Here is an 18414-nt window from a genome sequence, read left to right on the forward strand (position 1 = left end):
TTATGAAGGAATATTCCTACTGGTACACGCCTTGACAGCCTGCTCCAGAACATCCAAGCCTTCAGCAAGCTGCTCATCCGTAATGACCAGCGGACTTAGAATGCGAATAACATTGCTGTAAATGCCGGCCCCCATTACGATGACTCCGTGTTGATGCGCCTCCTGCAAAATCCGAGTTGTTAGCTCTTTATCTGGTTCTTTCGTCACCGGATCCTTCACCAGCTCAATCGCACTCATCGCTCCTAATGTACGCACATCGCCAATGCAGCCAACTTCCTGCTGCAGCCGGAGGAAACGTTCGCTGACCGCAGACCCAATCGAGACTGACCGTTCAGCCAGCCGATCCTCCTCTAACATTTCAATTACTTTTAAGGCAGCTACACAGCCAAGCGGGCTGCCTCCATAGGTACCCCCGATTTCACCGATACCGGGCGCGTCCATGATCTCTGCCCGTCCGGTCACAGCACTAATCGGGAGGCCCGCGGCAATTGATTTGGACATTGTCATCAGATCCGGCACAACTCCGTAGTGCTCCATCGCAAAGTTTTTCCCTGTCCGTCCGAATCCCGTTTGCACTTCATCGGCAATTAGAAGAATACCGTATTTCTCGCACAACGCCTTCACACCGTGAATAAACCGGACGGATGGGATGACAAAGCCACCTTCTCCTTGAACCGGCTCCAATATGATAGCAGCAACCTCTTCACCCGGGACCTCAGCCAGGAAAAAGTCCTCGAATTTCTGTAAAATTTGATCATCTACCTCATCCGGAGACATCCCGGAAGGAGCACGATAGTAGTAAGGATAGGGCATTTTGTACGTATCAGGCGCAAAAGGGCCAAAGCCGTTCTTATAAGGCTTTACCTTGCTGGTTAAAGACATCGCCATATAAGTTCTGCCGTGAAAGCCGCGCTCGAAGGAAATCACGGCTCTGCGCCCCGTATATTTACGTGCTATTTTCACTGCATTCTCAACGGCCTCCGCACCGCTGTTTAAGAAGAATGTTTTCTTCTTATGGTCCCCTGGGGTCAACGCGTTGAGCTTCTCAGCCAATGCCACGTAAGGCTCATACATCATGACGTGAAAGCAGGGATGCAGATATTGGTCTAGCTGGGCCTTCAGCGCTTCCACGACTTTTGGCGGACAATGACCGACATTTAAGGACCCGATCGCCCCCGCAAAATCGATAAAGGTATTCCCGTCAACATCCGTGAGCAGCGCCCCCTCCCCTTTGGCCGCAAAGGTAGGAAGCGTGTTGAAAGGCCCTCTCGGGATATTTGCCATGCGCCGCTCTAGCAGTACTTGAGCAAGAGGCCCCGGAATCGCCGTCTTCATATCAATGTATTTCGTCAGTATCGGGTTCTGATCCATCCTATGCCTCCATTCCGTCAAAACCACACCAATGAATCAGGGTCAATGCAATGATTTCCGCTGCCTCAAACACATGATCCAGCACAATGTGCTCGTTAGGATAATGGGCCACTTGTGTGATGCCTGGGCCGAAAACAATACAAGGCGTTTCGCCGAGCTGCGTGAGTAAACCGCCGTCTGTTCCCCATGGCGATGCCTCTATCGTAGGCTCTTCTTGCTTAACCTCCCGATACTGCTCCATCAGAACTCGCATCAAATCATGCCCCGGATCTACGCTGCCTGGAACCCACCGGGCTCCAAACCATTCAACTACAGGCGGATGTTCTTCGAACCAAGGGTCCTTTCCCTTAAGCCCCTCCATCCACCGGGCCATTTCCTCCTTAGCGTCATCAAGCTTTTCCTCAGGTGCAACGCCCATTCTTCCCTCTAACTTTACGGTGTCCGGTACAGATGAAGGCCAATTCCCTCCTTGAATGACACCTATATTTATAGGGATCGGAATGGGGTTTTGAGCGTACAAAGGATCTGAGATCCGAGCATTTCTTTGCTCCTCAAGCTCCCGGATATGCTGCAGCACGATCATGCTTTTTTCAATGGCACTAACCCCTTCGTACCTGGTTCCGCCATGCGCTGAACGGCCTTTGATCTCAACACGGAACCACATAGAGCCCTGCTGCTTCGGAAATATGCGTAAATTGGTTGGCTCAGGAATAAGGGCCGCATCTGCTCGATATCCCTTCACAATCGCAGCCAGAGTCCCTACCCCGCCGCTTTCCTCTTCAATGACGCTTTGAACAATGACGTCACCCTTCAACCTAATGCTAAGACTCTGAATAGCCTCCACAGCAAGAAGGAGAGAGAGATTTCCACCTTTCATATCCGTTGCCCCGCGTCCGTAGAGCTTCCCGTCCACCACATTGCCGCTAAAAGGATGATCTTGCCATTGATCCCAATTTCCTTCCGGAACGACATCTATATGGCCATTAAGTAGGATAGAACGTCCCCCTCCGGAGCCTTTCATTACTCCAACTACATTGGGACTGCCTGTAAAACGGTTTCTAGGAGAACAAAAATATAGATGTTTCTCCAGGGTCTCTCCATCCGGCTCCCAGACATCAACGTCTAATCTCAACTCGCGAAATTTATCGGCAATTAAGGCCTGAACCTCTTTCTCATTGCCTTGCGTGCTGGGGATTCTGACTATCTTCTGCAGAAAACAGGTACCTTCTTCACGATGAAGACTAATCCATTCATGAATTTTCTTTTGGAGTTCAGCGTTAAGATTGGGCAAAGGAATTCCCTCCTTCAGATAGGCATAAGAATACGAGTCTGTAACACACGTTTATGGAATGTACGAGATGTTCTCCGGAATGATTAATGCAGCTTCCGTGTGATTTACAACGTCCTCTGCCGTATAAGGCAGCATAATTTCTTTTAAAAGCAATCCTTGCTCCGTGACCTCCATCACGGCCATTTCCGTAATAATCAATTTGACACAGGCCTGCGCTGTTAGCGGTAAGTCACATTGTTTTTTAACCTTGGATTCCCCCTGCCGGTTGATATGGTTCATAAGAACGATGACTTTTTTGGCTTTTTGCGCAAGCTCCATTGCCCCTCCGATCCCTGCCACCCGCTTCCCTGGTACGATCCAATTGGCCAAATCCCCGCGCTCACTGACCTCTAACGCCCCAAGTATTGTGATATCGATACATCCCCTGCGAATCATGGCAAAAGCAATGCTGCTATCGCAGTAGGAAGCACCATTGGTAATCGTGACGGGGTATCCTCCAGCGTTGCAGAGAAAAGCATCTTCTTCCCCAGGAAGCGGGGCTCCCCCTGCACACAATATCCCATTTTCCGCATGAAAAACGACGTGAATACCTTCAGGAACGTAATCCGCAACCTGGGTCGGGATGCCGATTCCTAAATTGACGGCCATGCCGTCCATTAATTCCCCCGCAGCCCGCTTAGCTATTCGGACGCGGGTTTCTTTTCCCATACCCATTCCCAAGTCACCCCTCTGCTCAATATCACCATATCCACGAAAATGCCCGGCGTTACAATGTTTTCGGGGTCGAGCTCACCTAACGGTACAATCTCATCGACTTCAGCAATCGTAAATTTCCCGGCCATGGCGACCAATGGATTTAGATTTCTGCCGCTTTTATCATAGACAAGATTCCCGTACGGATCAGCTTTTTTCGCATGAACAATAGCAACGTCTGCCGTCAAAGCCGGCTCCACCAGATACTTTTTCTCGTCGATGGTCACGGTCGCCTTTCCCTGCTCCATGATCGTTCCGACGCCGACATCCACCAGTATCCCGCCAAGACCTACACCGCCTGCCCGAATTTTTTCCGCTAACGTTCCTTGAGGGTAAAACACCACCTCCATCGTCCCTTCCTCCATCCTTTGGCCAGCGTTAGGATTGGAGCCGATATGGGAGGCAATCACCTTCTTTACTCTGCCTGCTGTGATTAAGCGACCAATGCCGATCTGCGGAAACCCGGTATCATTCCCAATGATCGTGAGATCTTTCATCCCCTTTTGCAAAATTCCTTCGATCATCGTCGGAGGCGTTCCAATGCCGCCGAACCCGCCATACATCAGCGTACAGTCATCGGTTATCGCTTGAAGCGCCTCTTCCAAGGTCTTTACCTTTCCGCCTGTGACCGAATGTGTGTTCTCATGCAACTCCATCATATCTCCTCCAATTCGGATCGGGTAACCTGGGCCATGACTTCCCGAATGGATTCATCCAAAATCCGCACGAGCTGGTCGATTTCTTCTTCTGTAATCACGAAAGGAGGGGCCAAAATAATGGCATCCCCTACCCCGTCCACCGCGCCTGCCGCAGGATATACGAGAAGACCTTTTTGAAAGGCTTTTTCGACGATTCGAGAGGTGACACCTAGCCCAGATGGAAACGGCAGCTTGTCGGTCCGATCGGAAACAAATTCCATGGCCAGAAGAAGTCCTTGGCCCCTTACATCGCCGATGATCTCGATCTGGTCTGCCATTTGGCGCATCTTGCCCAGCAAATAGCTGCCTTTGATCTCTGCTTCCCTGACTAACTGATGCTTTTCGATATAGGCGAGAACCGCCAGTGAAACTGCCGCCGATTGCGGATTTGCGCTGTAAGTGTGGCCAGACATGATACTTTTGGATCCCTGCAAAATGGGTTCCATCACGTGATCTTTGGTAAGTGTTGCCGCCATTGGCGTATATCCGGCGCTCATGCCTTTTCCTAGAGCTATCAGATCCGGTTCGACGCCATAATGCTCCATGCCGAACATAGCTCCAGTACGGGCAATCCCCGTCATGACTTCATCTGCGATGAATAGTATCTCATTCCGTTCGCAGATCTCCTTGATCCTCTTGTAATATCCTTCAGGTGGAACAATAGCACCTCCAGCAGCACCAATGATCGGCTCTGCAATAAATGCAGCAATATGTTCGGCACCGATCCGCTTTATAGCGGTTTCCAAATCGTCCGCACACGCTAACTTGCATTCCGGATAGGTCTTATTCAAAGGGCAGCGGTAGCAATAAGGGGGAACGACAACTGGAAAGTCCTCTAATAACGGAATAAATCGTCTTCTTCTAAGTACATGGCCTGACATCGAAAGAGCGCCCATCGTTATACCGTGATAGCTCATCCGTCGTGAAATAACTTTATTTTTTCCTTGGCGCCCCTTCTCCTGCCAGTGCTGAATGGCAATCTTCATCGCCGTCTCCGTAGCTTCCGATCCGCTGTTCACAAAGAAAGCCCAGTAATCATTGCCTGGCGCCAAATCACTGAGCTTCTTTGCCAGCTTTTCGGCTGGTTCACTTGTAAACTGAGAGCGGTAGACAAAAGAGACCTTACCCGCTTGCTCCAGCATCGCATCGATGATTTCTTGAACCCCGTGCCCGATTCCAGCCGTCACAGCCCCCGAGGATGCATCTATATAGGCTTTGTCTTGATCATCATACAAAAAGACGCCTTTTCCATATTGAATGGTCGGATAATGGTGATCCAAAACCGGCTTAATTAAATGCTCCCGCTTCATAAGGCACCCCCCATTGTTAACCATCGCTACGGTTTTATTTGAGAAACATATTCTTAACCCGCGGAGCCTTCAACAGATCTTCATAGCGAAATGTCGTTCCTAGCGCAGACACATCATGCCAATAAAGTGTCTCTTCGATTTGCTGTGCGGTGCTCTCCAATACGTAAGTACGGCAGTTGGAACATTCGATAGCGGGGACATCCAAAATCTGAACCGCCACTCTCCCATCCGGCAAGACCCAGTAGCAATCTTTCACACTTTCACGAATATCCTCCGTATCACACCACATGCAATTCATATTCTTCCTCCTTTATATTTGTTTAGAACATTCTTATCGCTACCTGATTACTATGCAAAATAAATGCCAACTTTTCGAAATAGGCATCTAGACTTCTTTCAGGGTAAGTTTTCGCGGGAAAAGCCGCCAAACATTTTGCAGTTGCTATTTTTTTGGCGCCAAAATTAATAATTCATACGTATTGCGCGTACGCTGTACCAATCGAGGTCTCGGTATACAGTTGGCACTATTTTTGCAGATAGTTGAATGGAACGATTTTAGGGAAAAAGGGGAATGTTGGATGCCAAGTAATCTCCCAACGTATACGAATCAGGTTGAAAATGGCGAGGATTATACCGTAAGCTTTTGCCTAGATTTTTTTAACAAAAGGTTACGGGTGGATGACTATTTGGGAAATGTGGATGCCATCTGCAAGCGAATAACCGATATTGCCAAAGCCAATGCTTTGACCAAAGTGTTTATTAAATCTCGAGAGGATGACTGGCAAACCTTTCTATCCAAAGGCTGCATGCTGGAGGGAATTTATAAAGGATATTTCAACGGTCGGGACGCTTACTGTATGGCTCTGTATGATGATCTTGAGCGGCGGACTAGCGATTATTGGATGGAGGAAGATCACATTCTAAAGCAAGTGCTAGCTCTTCCCCTCAAGCCAGATCGGCCTTTGGTTCCGGAACAATGTACACTGCGTATAGCTGGGACGGAGGATGCAGAGCGGCTTTCTGTTTTATACGATCAAATATTTCAAACGTACCCGACACCGATGAATGATCCATTGTACGTCGAAAAAACAATGCAGGAGGGAACGATTTATTATCTCGTAGAATCGCCGCATCAACTGATTAGCGCCGCCTCCGCAGAGATCAATAGAGTCTACGCCAATGCGGAAATGACGGATTGTGCCACACTCCCTGCATATCGTAATCAAGGACTCATGAGACTGCTTATGCATGCTTTGGAAGATGAATTAATCGCGCGAAACATCACTTGTGCTTACTCCTTATCCAGAGCCCTTTCTTTCGGTATGAATGCCGTTTTCTTCCAGATGCGGTACCGTTATTACGGCAGACTAACGAAAAATTGCGATATCTACGATAAATTTGAGGACATGAATTTGTGGGCCAAAATGTTGAAGTGATTTTAACCCCTTTAGAAACTATATGCGTTTCCTTCTCAGGGAAGAAGAAATGCCTAATTCCTCCCGATATTTGGTTACTGTACGGCGAGAAATTTGAATGCCTTCCTTCATCATTAGCTCTGCCAGCTTCTGGTCGGAGTATGGCTTCGTATGGTTTTCCCCGTGGATCCATTCCTTTATTCTCGCTTTTACGCGTTCCGAGGACGCAGCATTTCCAAGGTCCATTTGCAAACCGGAGGGAAAGAAGTGCTTCAGCTCGAAAATGCCCCATGGCGTTTGAGCATATTTGCCTGACGTCGCGCGGCTGACCGTTGATTCATGCACACTAAGTTTATCGGCAATACACTTCAAAGTCATCGGTTTGAGATGGGAAGTCCCCTTCCAGAAAAAATCGGTCTGCTCCTCCACAATGGCTTGCGCTACACGGAATATGGTCCTGCGTCTTTGCTCCAAACACTTTAGGAAGAACATCGCAGAATTTATTTTACCAAAGAGGAACTTTGTTGCCTCGTTATTGTCGCTGCTATCCTTCACCATTCGTTCGTAATAACCATTTACCGAAAGACGTGGCGACGCTGCTTGATGAATCAACACAACGAGCTGTTCACCTGCCTTTTCGATGATGACCTCAGGAATAATATATGGCACTGTTTCTGTATGAAATGCAGCACCAGGTCTAGGATTCAATCCTTTAATCACATCGATCGCAGCCTGAATTTCTTGAGCAGTCACTTGCAGCATCGTCGACAATTTATGAATGCGATAATCAGCAACATCCTTCAGATGATTACGAATTAGTAAGGATACTAACGGAAAGCACTCCGACAAGGACTGGACCTGAAGAAGCAGACATTCTCTTAAATTTCTTGCTCCTACGCCGACGGGCTCAAAGCCCTGCAAGATCCTTAATGCAAGCTCCGCTTGAGCAAGATCGACCTTACATACGTCGGATATTTCATTTAAAGAAGGTACAAGATATCCATTATTATCTAGATTTCCAATCATAAACACGATCATTTTACGTATGGATGGCTGGATCTTTTTTACAAAGCCCAATTGCTCCTTTAAATGCCTTTCCAAGGATACCTCGTTCGATGCTGCGTGAAGTATGGGGTCATAGATATGATCACGCCTGACTGCTGTACTTTGGAACTTATGAGAGACGTTATAAGCATCCCATTCGTTTCCAGTGAATTCCAATACCGGGTTATCATTCATCTCCTGCTGGATAACCTCCAGCAATTCCGGTGTTGATAGCTGGAGAATCGTAATAGCTTTTCGCAATTGCGGAGTCAACCGCATTTTTGCGGCTTGCTGTTGGAACATTCCGTATCCTGGGCGCATGTACATCACCCCTTTATGTTTTTGCTTATATATGTATTCAAGTACGATCCCTTTTTGTCCATTCCGACCAGAAAAGAAAGAAGACGCCGTTTGAATTAACGACGTCTTCTCATATTACACTACGATACATTCCACAATGCGATCAGGTAATTTGTGCTCGCATTGAGTATAGATACGGCATGTTCCGTTACATGATCCTGCGATGTCCGGTTAGTCAGATGTTTGATGAAATCGCCCATATGCTTCGCCGCTTTATCTTTCGAGCCTTTATTCAGCTGATGTTCTGTTTGCTGCAAGCTATTCTCAAGCTGAGTGAGCACAGGACCCGTCAATTCACCTGAAGCTTCTAAACGGTTTAGAAGCTCATTCATCGCACGAACGCTTGTGGTTACTTTGAACGTATATTGTATTTTACGCTCGTTTCCTGCATTGTCCGTTACGGTAATCGTAACGGTGTGCGAACCGAGTTTACTGGTCAAATCAAGTGCCGTTCCAGCGGCATATGCCTCTCCATCAAGCAGGATGAAGGTTCCGTTAACACCCGACAGGTTATCTTCTGCTTGTACTTGCAGCGTTAAGGTCTGATCATTCTCAAACTGAGCTCCTTCGCTTAGATTGGCGCCAATTGCGTTCAGCGACACAACTGGAGCAGTCGCGTCTATTCTTACCTGTAAGTATTGATCAGCTTCCACATTCCCGGCCTTATCAACAGAGCGGTATGCGATGGTATAAACACCATCCAATAGCGTGATCGTTCCTGTATAGGCAACAAATCCTTCTGTCGGAGCCGTCGATCCATACACAGACTCGGTTACGACTGAGAGCTTATACTCCGTTTTGCCGATACCTGAAAAATCGTCCGTTGCGCTCAGTGTTACCGTAACAGGAGTTTGGTACCACTGGCTATACTGCACACCTTCCAACTTCGCGACAGTAACTGGAGGCACGATAAAATCAAATCCAGCCGCGTTGCTGAAGCCCGACTCACCAGCTGTGTTAACTGCGGTCACTTGATAGGAGTACGCCGTATCCAACGTCAAACCTATGTCCGCATAGCTCGTGCCAATAACAGCAGAATCGTTTATCTTCTTAAAGGTTCCGTTCTTTGAATCAGCACGGTAAACATTGTAGCTCTGAGCCCCAGGCACAGCTGTCCAGTTCAGCGCAACTCCCGTCGCTCCATTCACTGCAGCCGTTAAACCAGTCGGTGCATCAGGGATGACAACTTCCTCGACTGTTACAATCGCCGTACCTTGGCTAATCGCAACGATCTTTCCTTTGGTGTTCACTTCGGCAACAGCGATATACTGGCCGTTCGATGCATCAATGGCTTGACCATCAACGATAGAAGACCACGAAGACGCATCGTCACCGTAATAGTTAGCAGGAACCGGGTTCGTATCCGACGACAACTTATATTTGAACGTGTTCCCCGCTACGGAAGGCGCATTGAAGTGAACGATGGTCTTGCCGTTGTTCCAATAGCCTTGAGCATCTGAGAAGGTGAGTCCTTTTACCTTGCCGGGCTCATAGACTTCTCTCGTCGCAAAAACTTTCACTTCATTGAAACCCTTGGACCAAGTTTGCGTGCTATTGTCCGACGCTTTTTTTATTGCTGAGACCGTTACCTTGATATAGCGGTATATTCCCGACAAGGAGTTGCTTGTAAAAGCCACTTGCTTGTTCGAGCTGTTATTTGAAATCACGGTGTACGTGCTTCCGTCCTTGCTGCCCTCCACGATGTATTGAAAATACATTTCAGATCCATTCACTTGCAGGAAGCTCAAATCGATTCGGCTAAGATCGTACAAGGCGCCAAGATCGACCTGCCACCAATAAGGCACGTTGGTGTTTGCCGTATCGAATTTGGTGGCATAATTGCCGTCAACCGCATTGGCTGATGGCAGCGCTGCGCTTTCGGTTGACGCCGTCGCAGTTTTCCCTTGCGAAGCGTTGATGTAACGGGACTGATCGATGATACCCGTCTCGGCGTTCAAACTCCAATTGCCGCTGTATTCCATGTCAAGGGTCCGGCTCTCGGTATTAAGTTCAAGCGGAAGCCAAATATATTGCGAGCTTCCTAATTGGTTTGCGTACCATCGGTCACCGGCATAAATGTAGGACGTTTCCTGTGAGCCAAGCACTGTAATAATAAATGAAGGCTGGCTGTAAAAGGTCGAATTTTCTCCGAAATTCTTCAGATCCGACCACATATTTTCCTTGATTGAGGTAGAAGTTGAATACTTCCCTTGATTCGGGTACCAGCCGGATTGGCCGGAAGTAAGCAAATAATAAATACCGTCTTTCTTCAAAATGGCAGGCGCTTCTCTTCTCTGTCCGGCATACAGCGTATAAAGAGGCTTCTCTACTCCCGTGTAGTCCTCAGTTAGTTGATAAATACCGAGATCTTTATTGCCGTTCGTCGAAGAAATCAAGTAAGCCGTACCATCATCGTCCTGAAATACGGTAAAATCCCGATTGTCCTTACCTAACCGGCCATCTGCTTCATATACCCCTTTATCTGCCAAAGGTCTGAACTTCGCGACAAATTGGTAATTGCCGTCGACTGTATCCGATACTGCCACATAAGCATTCGCCTCGTTGTAATTGCTGCCCACTTCCCAGTGGCCCCACATGACATACTTATTCGTTTTCTCATTATACAGCACTTTAGGACGTTCGATCTTGGCGTCGGTGAGGTTGGCCGTATCCGACGCAATCGTGAGCGCCTGGTTGCGGAATTCCCAGTGGATCAAATCCTTAGATGCATACACCGATACCGCCTTGAAGACAGCCGAATTGTGGCTCTTGTCTTCACCGAACCAATAGTACGTGTCGCCCGATTTGATGACACCGCCGCCATGGGCTTGCATCACATTGCCGTCCGTGTCTAACCAAGGGACGCCGTTGGCGATATTTCCCTGCTCCGTCGGGTCTGGGATTTGATCATCCGAATCCGTTGGCGTGACCGTGGTCGTCTCACTTGCAGCTTCGGACAAGTTCGATTCATCAAAGGCATTTTCTTCCGTTGCCTTATAGGACAACTTGTAATAATACGTCTGTCCCATTCGCAGACTGGTATCCACATACGAAGTGTCGGTGCCCGTGTATACCGCATTCGTGAATGGGCCAGACGCGCTGCCTCCCCGGTAAAGAACATAAGCGCTTGCACCGCTTGTTGCATGCCAGTTCAAGGAAATGGAATGGTCCGTTGGATTCGATGCGGTTAGACCCGTCGGAGCGGCCGCTCTCGCAGTTGTCGTAACGTCCTTCGCTGTGGAGAATGTCGATTCCAGCGCACTAACCACCGTCGATACTTTGTAATAATACGTTGTTTGCGCATTAAGGCCTGTGTCACGGAAGGCGTTAGCCGAACCTTTGTAGACTTGCGCAAACGTACCGTTAGCGCTGGTCGATCGGTAAACACGGTAAGCCGTTGCGTCAGCTACATGATCCCAGGTCAACGGGATCGACGTCGCCGTTACAATCCCAGCAGTCAAGTTGGCAGGAGCGGCAGGTAGGTTAGAGGCGTCTGTGATTTTCACGTCGTCAAACTGAGCCAGTCCCCATTTGGTACGAAATCCGACCTTGCCTGTCGTCCATTTGCTATCCGTCACATCGAAAACCAAGACATCGTCGATAAAACAGCGAATTGAGGTACCCTTTAGTACCATCTTCAGCGTGTACCATTTATTCGAAACGCTTGCAAAAGGGACAGCCGCTGCAAGCATAGTTGATGTGCCGGCCACATTTTTGCTGAGTTCGACTCTGGCTTCACTCGTTTTGTTTACTCTGAACATATAGTAATTGCTCGCATCTGTGTATCGTGCCACTATACCAGGATAAGCGCCTCCATCTGTCAGCTTCACCCTAGCCTCAATCGCATAGTCGGCAGCCGATAGATTGTTCGCAATAGCAAAAGCTTCTGTTGATGTATTGTTCTGATAAAATACTTTGTTGGCCGCATTGTCGGTGTCATTCGTAGCGATCGACCACGAATTGGCCGCGCCAGTAAGCGTCCACCTATTTGTTGAACCGCTTTCAAAATTATCCTCGAATAAAACAGTCAGCGCACTTGCGGATGCAGATGGTAAAGCAATGACTGGATACACCATCGAAAGGATCAGAATGGCCATTATGATCTTCGTTCGAAGGTTATTAAACTTCGTCATACTATGTACCCCCTTAGTTGAATTAGAATTCTACTGAAGTATACACAGCCGCTTCTATCATTAATAGTGAATAATCTATACAGTTATCAAAAAGTATGTTAAATCACATATATAAAATATTGCTTTTTATGAACTTTCTTAACTATTCACTCCTTTAAAATAACAAAAGCCCGTAAGATCTTCATCTTACGAGCTTTTTGAACACTGAGCTAGCTCCAGTACCGCCTTGACACGCAGTGCTCTTTGGCTAGCTTATAGCTGCTTAAATCCACAATTTCAATTGATTTGATCGATTCAGGGGAATGGATCATCCGATTGTCTCCGGCATAGATCCCCACATGGTGAATAGCTCCCTTGCCTTCTTCATAAGCGAAAAAGAGCAAATCCCCCGGTTCCAGCTGTTCCTTTGTAATGAGCGTCCCCTGCTTAGCTTGGTCAGAGGCGTCTCTTGGAATCGAAATCCCAAAGTATCTGTGCATGCTATAAGCAAAACCGGAGCAATCGTAGCCAAATGAGGACAACCCGCCCCATAAATAAGGCAGATCAAGAAATCTTCTCCCCTGCTCCACGATTCCACGTCCGATATGGCCTTCACCAGACTCGGGGATCAAAGAGCCATCGATCAAGCGGACCTCGTTCGCTTTTAAATAACCAGCACCCTCTGGCATCTTCACCTTTACCCATTCTTCGGTTTCATCAAGGACAGGTAATGAGGTCAGATAACTCAATTCGATCGAGCGCTCGGACGGATTCCGGTACAGCCACGCTTGAGCTGTTCTCACTTCCGCTCGCTTCGAGCCAGCAGGGGCTTCCGGCTCTGTAACCAGCTGGCATCTTGGCACCCAGCCGGGGTAACCCAAAGCTTCCTTACGTGTTCCCTGCTGAGGAATGAGCACTTTTAGCCAATCGTCCAGTTCTTCCACAACCAGCACGTTGGTACCATAAAGAATTTGAGTCTGAATCCGGTTCCCTTCCCACAAGTCCAGCTTATCGTCTATCGTCATGCGCTTCAGCCATTCTCTAATTTCAACCGGATGCCTTAGAGCAAGTTCATCCAAAGGCCGTGGAGATTCGGGCTTCGTCCAAACCGTTGCGACGGATACAGCGACTATCATCCTCTTCTGCATACTCATGACCCCACTACACTTTCGCTGGGGACCACATCACGGATGCCAAGACCTGCTTCTTTCGGGAAGGTCATCATTCTACCATCATACTTCACACCGCCTATCACGATATCGTTCAGCATCATGAGAGGGGCATCGAAATCGAACCGTGTAATGTTCTTCTTGCTAGCTGCCAGATGAGCTGCTGCTGTTACAGCCACACGAGATTCGATCATGCTTCCCACCATGCACTCGACACCGAATTCTTCCGCGATATGGTTAATAATTTGCGCTTTGTAAATACCGCCGGATTTCATCAGTTTGATATTAATCAAATCGGCTGCGCGGTGTTTCAGCACTTCGAAGGCTTGTGCCGGAGAAAATACACTCTCATCTGCCATAATGGGGGTTTCCACGCTATCTGTAACCATTTTCAGCCCTTCGATGTCGTTAGCTTTCACCGGCTGCTCTACCAATTCAATATCAAGCCCAAAATCCTCCATGCGGCGGATAGTCCGGATGGCGTCCTTTACCTGCCACCCCTGATTCGCATCTATGCGAATTTTCACACTGCTGCCGACACAGCTGCGGATTTCCTTAATTCTTTCGATATCCTCTTGAATATCATCTTTACCAACCTTAATCTTCAGTACATTGAAGCCTTCCTGCACATAACGGATAGCGTCTTCTCCCATTTCCTTAGGTGAATTGACGCTTACCGTGTAATCCGTCTCTATCTGATCCTTATAACCACCGAGGAACTGGTACAATGGGAGACCGCAATACTGCGCGACTAGATCGTATATAGCCATATCTACTGCCGCTTTGGCACTGCTGCTGCCTATCATGGAATGATGAATCTCTTGCAGAATGCGTTCGTACGCCAGTAGGTTTTTGCCAATAAGTAAGGGGGTGAACGTATTTACAATTGCTGAATGGATACTATCCAGGCTGTCACCGGTTATAACAATCGTTGCCGGTGCCTCTCCCCATCCGATCCTGCCATCATTAGCCTGAATCCGAACGATGATAGACTCCGTTTTATACACCGTACGCAGTGCTGTTTTAAATGGCTTAATGAGCGGAGTCGATTGCCGCATTACTTCAACACTTTGAATGTTCATGTTTGCCTCCTGAAAGTTTTGTGCAGCTATGCAAGCGAAGCGGGCTTATGCCACAAAACGACTTCGGAAGCATAAGCTTATGCCTCTACACCGGGTTCCGTACATGCCAGCAGCTTATCATACGTACTCATTCTTGCTCCTATGCCCATCGGAACCGCAATATTGGGAGAGCAGTGGCCGATCTTAAATCCAGCGAGTGTCGGCTTCCCTGCAGAAACGATGTGATCGTTAAATATTTGCTCTAAAGTAAGCGACACCTTCCGTTTGTTCGGCATACAATTGTTAAAATCGCAGATTAGAATGCCGGCCACATCGGCAAATTTACCCGCAAGCCTTAGCTGGTTTAGCATCCGATCCAACCTATAGGGCTCTTCATCAATATCTTCAATAAAAAGGAGTTTCCCTCTCGTGTCCAGCTCATATGGAGTTCCAAGCGTACTAACAATCAAGGAAATGTTCCCTCCTACGAGGGCTCCGAACGCTTCTCCTTCAACTAAGGTTTGCAGAGGGGAAATCTCCTCCGTATAGCGAAGAACGGACGGGCGAAGAAGCGTTTCATAATTTTGAATCGTGAGCGGGTGCACATCTTCTTTTCCCAGATCGATCAACATCGGACCGTGAAAGGTAACCAATCCCGCTAAACGTCCTATCGCCGCATGTAGAAAGGTAATATCGCTGTAGCCCCAGAAAATCTTCGGATTAGCGCGAATGAGCTCATAGTCCAGTAAATCCGCCATTCTCCCAGTACCGTAACCGCCACGCGCACAAATGATCGCTTTGATCGTCGGATCGGCGAACATGGCATTCAATTCTGCTGCCCGCTGCTCATCCGTTCCTGCCAGATAGCCATGCTGCATAGAGAGGGTATCTCCTAGCCGCACATGGAGCCCCAGCTCCTCCAGATAGGACGAAGCCGCTTTCACTTGATCCTTGTCTGCCCAACTAGCCGGGGCCGTTATGGCTACCGTATCGCCAGGATTTAACCGCCTAGGCTTTATAAGCTCAACCATCCATGAAGCACTCCTTTCACGCCTGAAAAAAAGGGAGAAGCACCTCTAACAGGTGCATCCCTCCGTCATTCAATTTTATTTCAAATCTGCCCACTTAAAGTCGAGGAAGCCGAAAGCGTGTCTAACGACGCCTTCCAATTTGTCACTTTGCAGGTAAGTGGAGTTATAGAAGTAAAGCGGCAGAACCGGAGCTTCGTCCATTAAAATCTTCTCCGCATCATGCATCATTTTGTATCGTTTAGCCTCATCCGATTCTACATATGCGTCTTTGATCAATTTATCAAAAGAAGCGTTAACCCACCCTGTTCGGCTGAACGGATTCGTCGATTGGAAGCCGTCCAGGAAGTTGATCGGATCGGCAAAGTCCGGGAGGAACGAAGAACGTGACAATTGCAGCTGCAGAGCCTTTTGTTCGGTAGTCAGAACTTTACCTTCTTTGTTCGCGAGTTTCACATCGATACCCAAGTTATCTTTGAGCATAGCTTGAAGCGTTTGAGCAATTCGTTGACTCACATCGTTCGTGTTATAAGTCAAAGTAACTTCAGGCAGCTTCGTGTATCCGGCTTCCTGCATCCCTTTTTCCAAAAGCTTTTTCGCTTCGGCTGCATCAAACTTGATCAGACTGCCGCCAACCTTGCGGAAGTCTCCACCCGCAGGATCCTTAAGTCCAGGAGATACATAACCGTCTGCTGGTTTCTGCTTTTGCTTTAATACCAAATCTACAAGCTTTTGTCTGTCTACAGCCGCAACAAACGCTTTACGGATGTTGACGTTATTAAAAGGTGCCATTTTCACATTAAAGCGGTAGAACGCAGTTCCTGCGGCATCTTCAACCTTCACTTTGTTTTCTGCAAACAATTTATCGCTCATGTCAGCCGGAATGGATCCAGTTGTATGAAGCTCACCAGTGGTGAAGAGCTGGTAAGCGGTGTTGGTATCATTGATCATTTTGAAAGTAACGCCTGTCAGTTTTACGTTTGCGGCATCCCAGTACTGGTCGTTTTTCACCATTTTGAGCTCGCTATCGTGCTTCCATTCGGTAATTTTGAACGGCCCGTTACTTACAATCGTGGCCGCTTCACCTGCCCATTTGGCATTGCCTTCCACAGTAGCCTTATGCACTGGGAAAAATGCTGGGCTTGAAACCATGCCAACTAACCAAGAAGCAGGCTGTGTCAAAGTAACCTCAAGTGTCTTATCATCCAGAGCCTTAATTTTTACATCATTGGCTGTCCCCTTACCGGAGTTGAAAGCTTCAGCACCTTCAATAGGATATGCGAGGAAAGCCGCATCAGATGCTGTTTTTGGATCCAGAAGGCGCTTCCAGGCATACTCAAAGTCGGCAGCTTTAACGGGATCTCCATTGGACCACTTAATGCTGTCACGCAGCGTAAACGTGTACTTTTTCCCATCAGGACTGACTTTCCACTCTTTCGCCATAGCCGGCTCAGGAGCCTGGTTCTTGCCAAGACGCGTCAATCCTTCAAACGCATTGTTGACAACGTCGTAGGAAACTTGGTCAAATCCTTTCGGAGGATCGAGTGATGTTGGTTCTTTTAAATTGTTGTAAAGGAGGATTTTGGACTTCGTTTCTTTGGCTGCTTCCGTCTGTTTGGCTCCAGAATCTTGCGTTCCGGACCCTGGATCTTTGCTGCATCCGGCTAGTAACGTACCGAATACCAATACGGAGCTGATTAGCAATGCTGAAACTTTTTTCATGAGCACATCTCCCCTTCGTTCATGGTCTTATTTATCCTAGAGCCGACATAATGTTACTCTTCATCGGCGGCTGGAATACAAATTGAGAGCGCAAATCCTGAAACCAGCAGGCTACCGAATGGCTGCTCGATACAGCAGTCTGCTCTGGCTGATAGGCACCGCATACTTCCATGGCATAACTGCAGCGCGCTGCAAAAGCGCAGCCTTGTGGCGGAGCAAACAAATCCGGCGGTGTTCCCGCAATCGGTGTAAGCGGAAGCGACTTGTCTGTGTCCAGACGCGGCATGGAAGCCAGCAGCCCTTTGGTATACGGATGCTGAGGATTGTGGAACAGGTCAAATACGGTCCCTGCTTCGACGATTTTACCGGCATACATCACATTGACCCGATCAGCCATATTAGCAACAACGCCAAGGTCATGTGTGATGATGATAATAGAGACGCCGGTTTTCTTCTGGAGCATTTTGAACAGCTCAATGATTTGGGCTTGAATGGTGACATCCAGTGCCGTAGTCGGCTCGTCCGCAATAAGAACGGAAGGTTTGCATACCGCTGCAATAGCGATCATAATCCGTTGTCTCATGCCTCCGCTGAACTCATGCAGATATTGCTTCAAACGCATCTCGGGGTTGGAGATGCCTACCAGCCCGAGCATTTCAGTGGCTTGTTTACGGGCTTCTGCACGCGATATTTTCTGATGCCGGATGATTCCTTCCATAATCTGCTCACCGATGGAGATGGTGGGATTTAAGGCTGTCATCGCATCTTGGAAAATCATAGAAATTTCAGAGCCTCTCAGCTCTCGCAGCTGCTTCTCACTGAGTAATGTCAGTTCCCTGCCCTTATAGCGGATGCTGCCCTGGCTGATCTTCGAGCTATGCTCGGGAAGAAGACGCGTCATGCTGCGGGCGGTTACACTTTTGCCACAGCCGGACTCACCTACAATAGCCAAAGTCTCACCCTTAGTTAATTTAAAGCTGACTCCGCGGACCGCCTTAACCTCTCCCCCATGTGTGGTGAAGGAGACATGAAGATTATCCACTTCCAATAGAACATTGGATGTGCTGCTTGCATTCACGT

General features: G+C 48.1%; 14 protein-coding genes. 1 reads left to right on the forward strand and 13 read right to left on the reverse strand.

Annotated elements, in window-relative coordinates:
- From gabT to GC098_RS15405, 6 genes are read right to left on the reverse strand one after another with little or no spacing between them, the layout of a single operon-like run.
- Complete coding sequence (gene gabT / locus GC098_RS15380) at positions 1 to 1371, reverse strand: 4-aminobutyrate--2-oxoglutarate transaminase (protein ID WP_171644017.1); 1371 nt, start codon at positions 1369 to 1371, stop codon at positions 1 to 3.
- Between the two features lies 1 nt (position 1372).
- The gene (locus GC098_RS15385; protein WP_171644018.1) at positions 1373 to 2662 is read right to left on the reverse strand and encodes a peptidase; all 1290 of its coding nucleotides are present in this window, start codon (positions 2660 to 2662) and stop codon (positions 1373 to 1375) included.
- 51 nt (positions 2663 to 2713) lie between these two features.
- On the reverse strand, positions 2714 to 3376 hold the full coding sequence (locus GC098_RS15390; protein ID WP_171644019.1) for a 3-oxoacid CoA-transferase subunit B: 663 nt from the start codon (positions 3374 to 3376) through the stop codon (positions 2714 to 2716).
- Positions 3343 to 4071, reverse strand: coding sequence for a CoA transferase subunit A (locus tag GC098_RS15395; RefSeq protein WP_171644020.1), 729 nt, complete (start codon positions 4069 to 4071; stop codon positions 3343 to 3345). Before GC098_RS15395 ends, GC098_RS15390 begins: the two co-directional genes overlap by 34 nt.
- Positions 4071 to 5423 carry an aspartate aminotransferase family protein gene (locus GC098_RS15400; RefSeq protein ID WP_171644021.1) on the reverse strand — a complete coding sequence of 451 codons (1353 nt, stop codon included), beginning with the start codon at positions 5421 to 5423 and terminating at the stop codon, positions 4071 to 4073. The genes GC098_RS15395 and GC098_RS15400 overlap by 1 nt, the downstream gene beginning before the upstream one ends.
- Before the next feature lie 34 nt (positions 5424 to 5457).
- Positions 5458 to 5721 carry a YokU family protein gene (locus tag GC098_RS15405; RefSeq protein WP_171644022.1) on the reverse strand — a complete coding sequence of 88 codons (264 nt, stop codon included), beginning with the start codon at positions 5719 to 5721 and terminating at the stop codon, positions 5458 to 5460.
- Positions 5722 to 6001: 280 nt separating this feature from the next.
- On the opposite strand from GC098_RS15405, the gene ablB reads away from it, so the two are divergent.
- A complete protein-coding gene (gene ablB / locus GC098_RS15410; RefSeq protein ID WP_171644023.1) occupies positions 6002 to 6859 on the forward strand; it encodes a putative beta-lysine N-acetyltransferase in 858 nt (285 codons plus the stop codon).
- Between the two features lie 18 nt (positions 6860 to 6877).
- On the opposite strand, the gene rpoN is transcribed toward ablB, so the two are convergent.
- From rpoN to GC098_RS15445, 7 genes are all read right to left on the reverse strand, one after another.
- The gene (rpoN, locus tag GC098_RS15415) at positions 6878 to 8203 is read right to left on the reverse strand and encodes an RNA polymerase factor sigma-54 (protein WP_171644024.1); all 1326 of its coding nucleotides are present in this window, start codon (positions 8201 to 8203) and stop codon (positions 6878 to 6880) included.
- A 119-nt stretch (positions 8204 to 8322) separates the two neighbouring features.
- Positions 8323 to 12375 (reverse strand): FIMAH domain-containing protein, encoded by a 4053-nt coding sequence (locus GC098_RS15420; RefSeq protein ID WP_171644025.1) that lies wholly within the window; start codon positions 12373 to 12375, stop codon positions 8323 to 8325.
- 209 nt (positions 12376 to 12584) lie between these two features.
- Complete coding sequence (locus tag GC098_RS15425; RefSeq protein ID WP_171644026.1) at positions 12585 to 13508, reverse strand: C40 family peptidase; 924 nt, start codon at positions 13506 to 13508, stop codon at positions 12585 to 12587.
- Entirely contained in the window at positions 13505 to 14605 is a 1101-nt protein-coding gene (locus GC098_RS15430) for a dipeptide epimerase (RefSeq protein WP_171644027.1), read from the reverse strand. The genes GC098_RS15425 and GC098_RS15430 overlap by 4 nt, the downstream gene beginning before the upstream one ends.
- Before the next feature lie 77 nt (positions 14606 to 14682).
- On the reverse strand, positions 14683 to 15615 hold the full coding sequence (locus tag GC098_RS15435; protein WP_171644028.1) for a S66 peptidase family protein: 933 nt from the start codon (positions 15613 to 15615) through the stop codon (positions 14683 to 14685).
- A gap of 75 nt (positions 15616 to 15690) precedes the next feature.
- Complete coding sequence (locus GC098_RS15440; protein ID WP_171644029.1) at positions 15691 to 17334, reverse strand: peptide ABC transporter substrate-binding protein; 1644 nt, start codon at positions 17332 to 17334, stop codon at positions 15691 to 15693.
- A 31-nt stretch (positions 17335 to 17365) separates the two neighbouring features.
- A complete protein-coding gene (locus tag GC098_RS15445) occupies positions 17366 to 18412 on the reverse strand; it encodes an ABC transporter ATP-binding protein (protein WP_171644030.1) in 1047 nt (348 codons plus the stop codon).
- Between the last annotated feature and the right edge of the window lie 2 nt (positions 18413 to 18414).

Origin of the sequence: Paenibacillus phytorum (assembly GCF_013141715.1) — a bacterium.
In the GTDB taxonomy this organism is placed as follows: Bacteria; Bacillota; Bacilli; order Paenibacillales; family NBRC-103111; genus Paenibacillus_E; species Paenibacillus_E phytorum.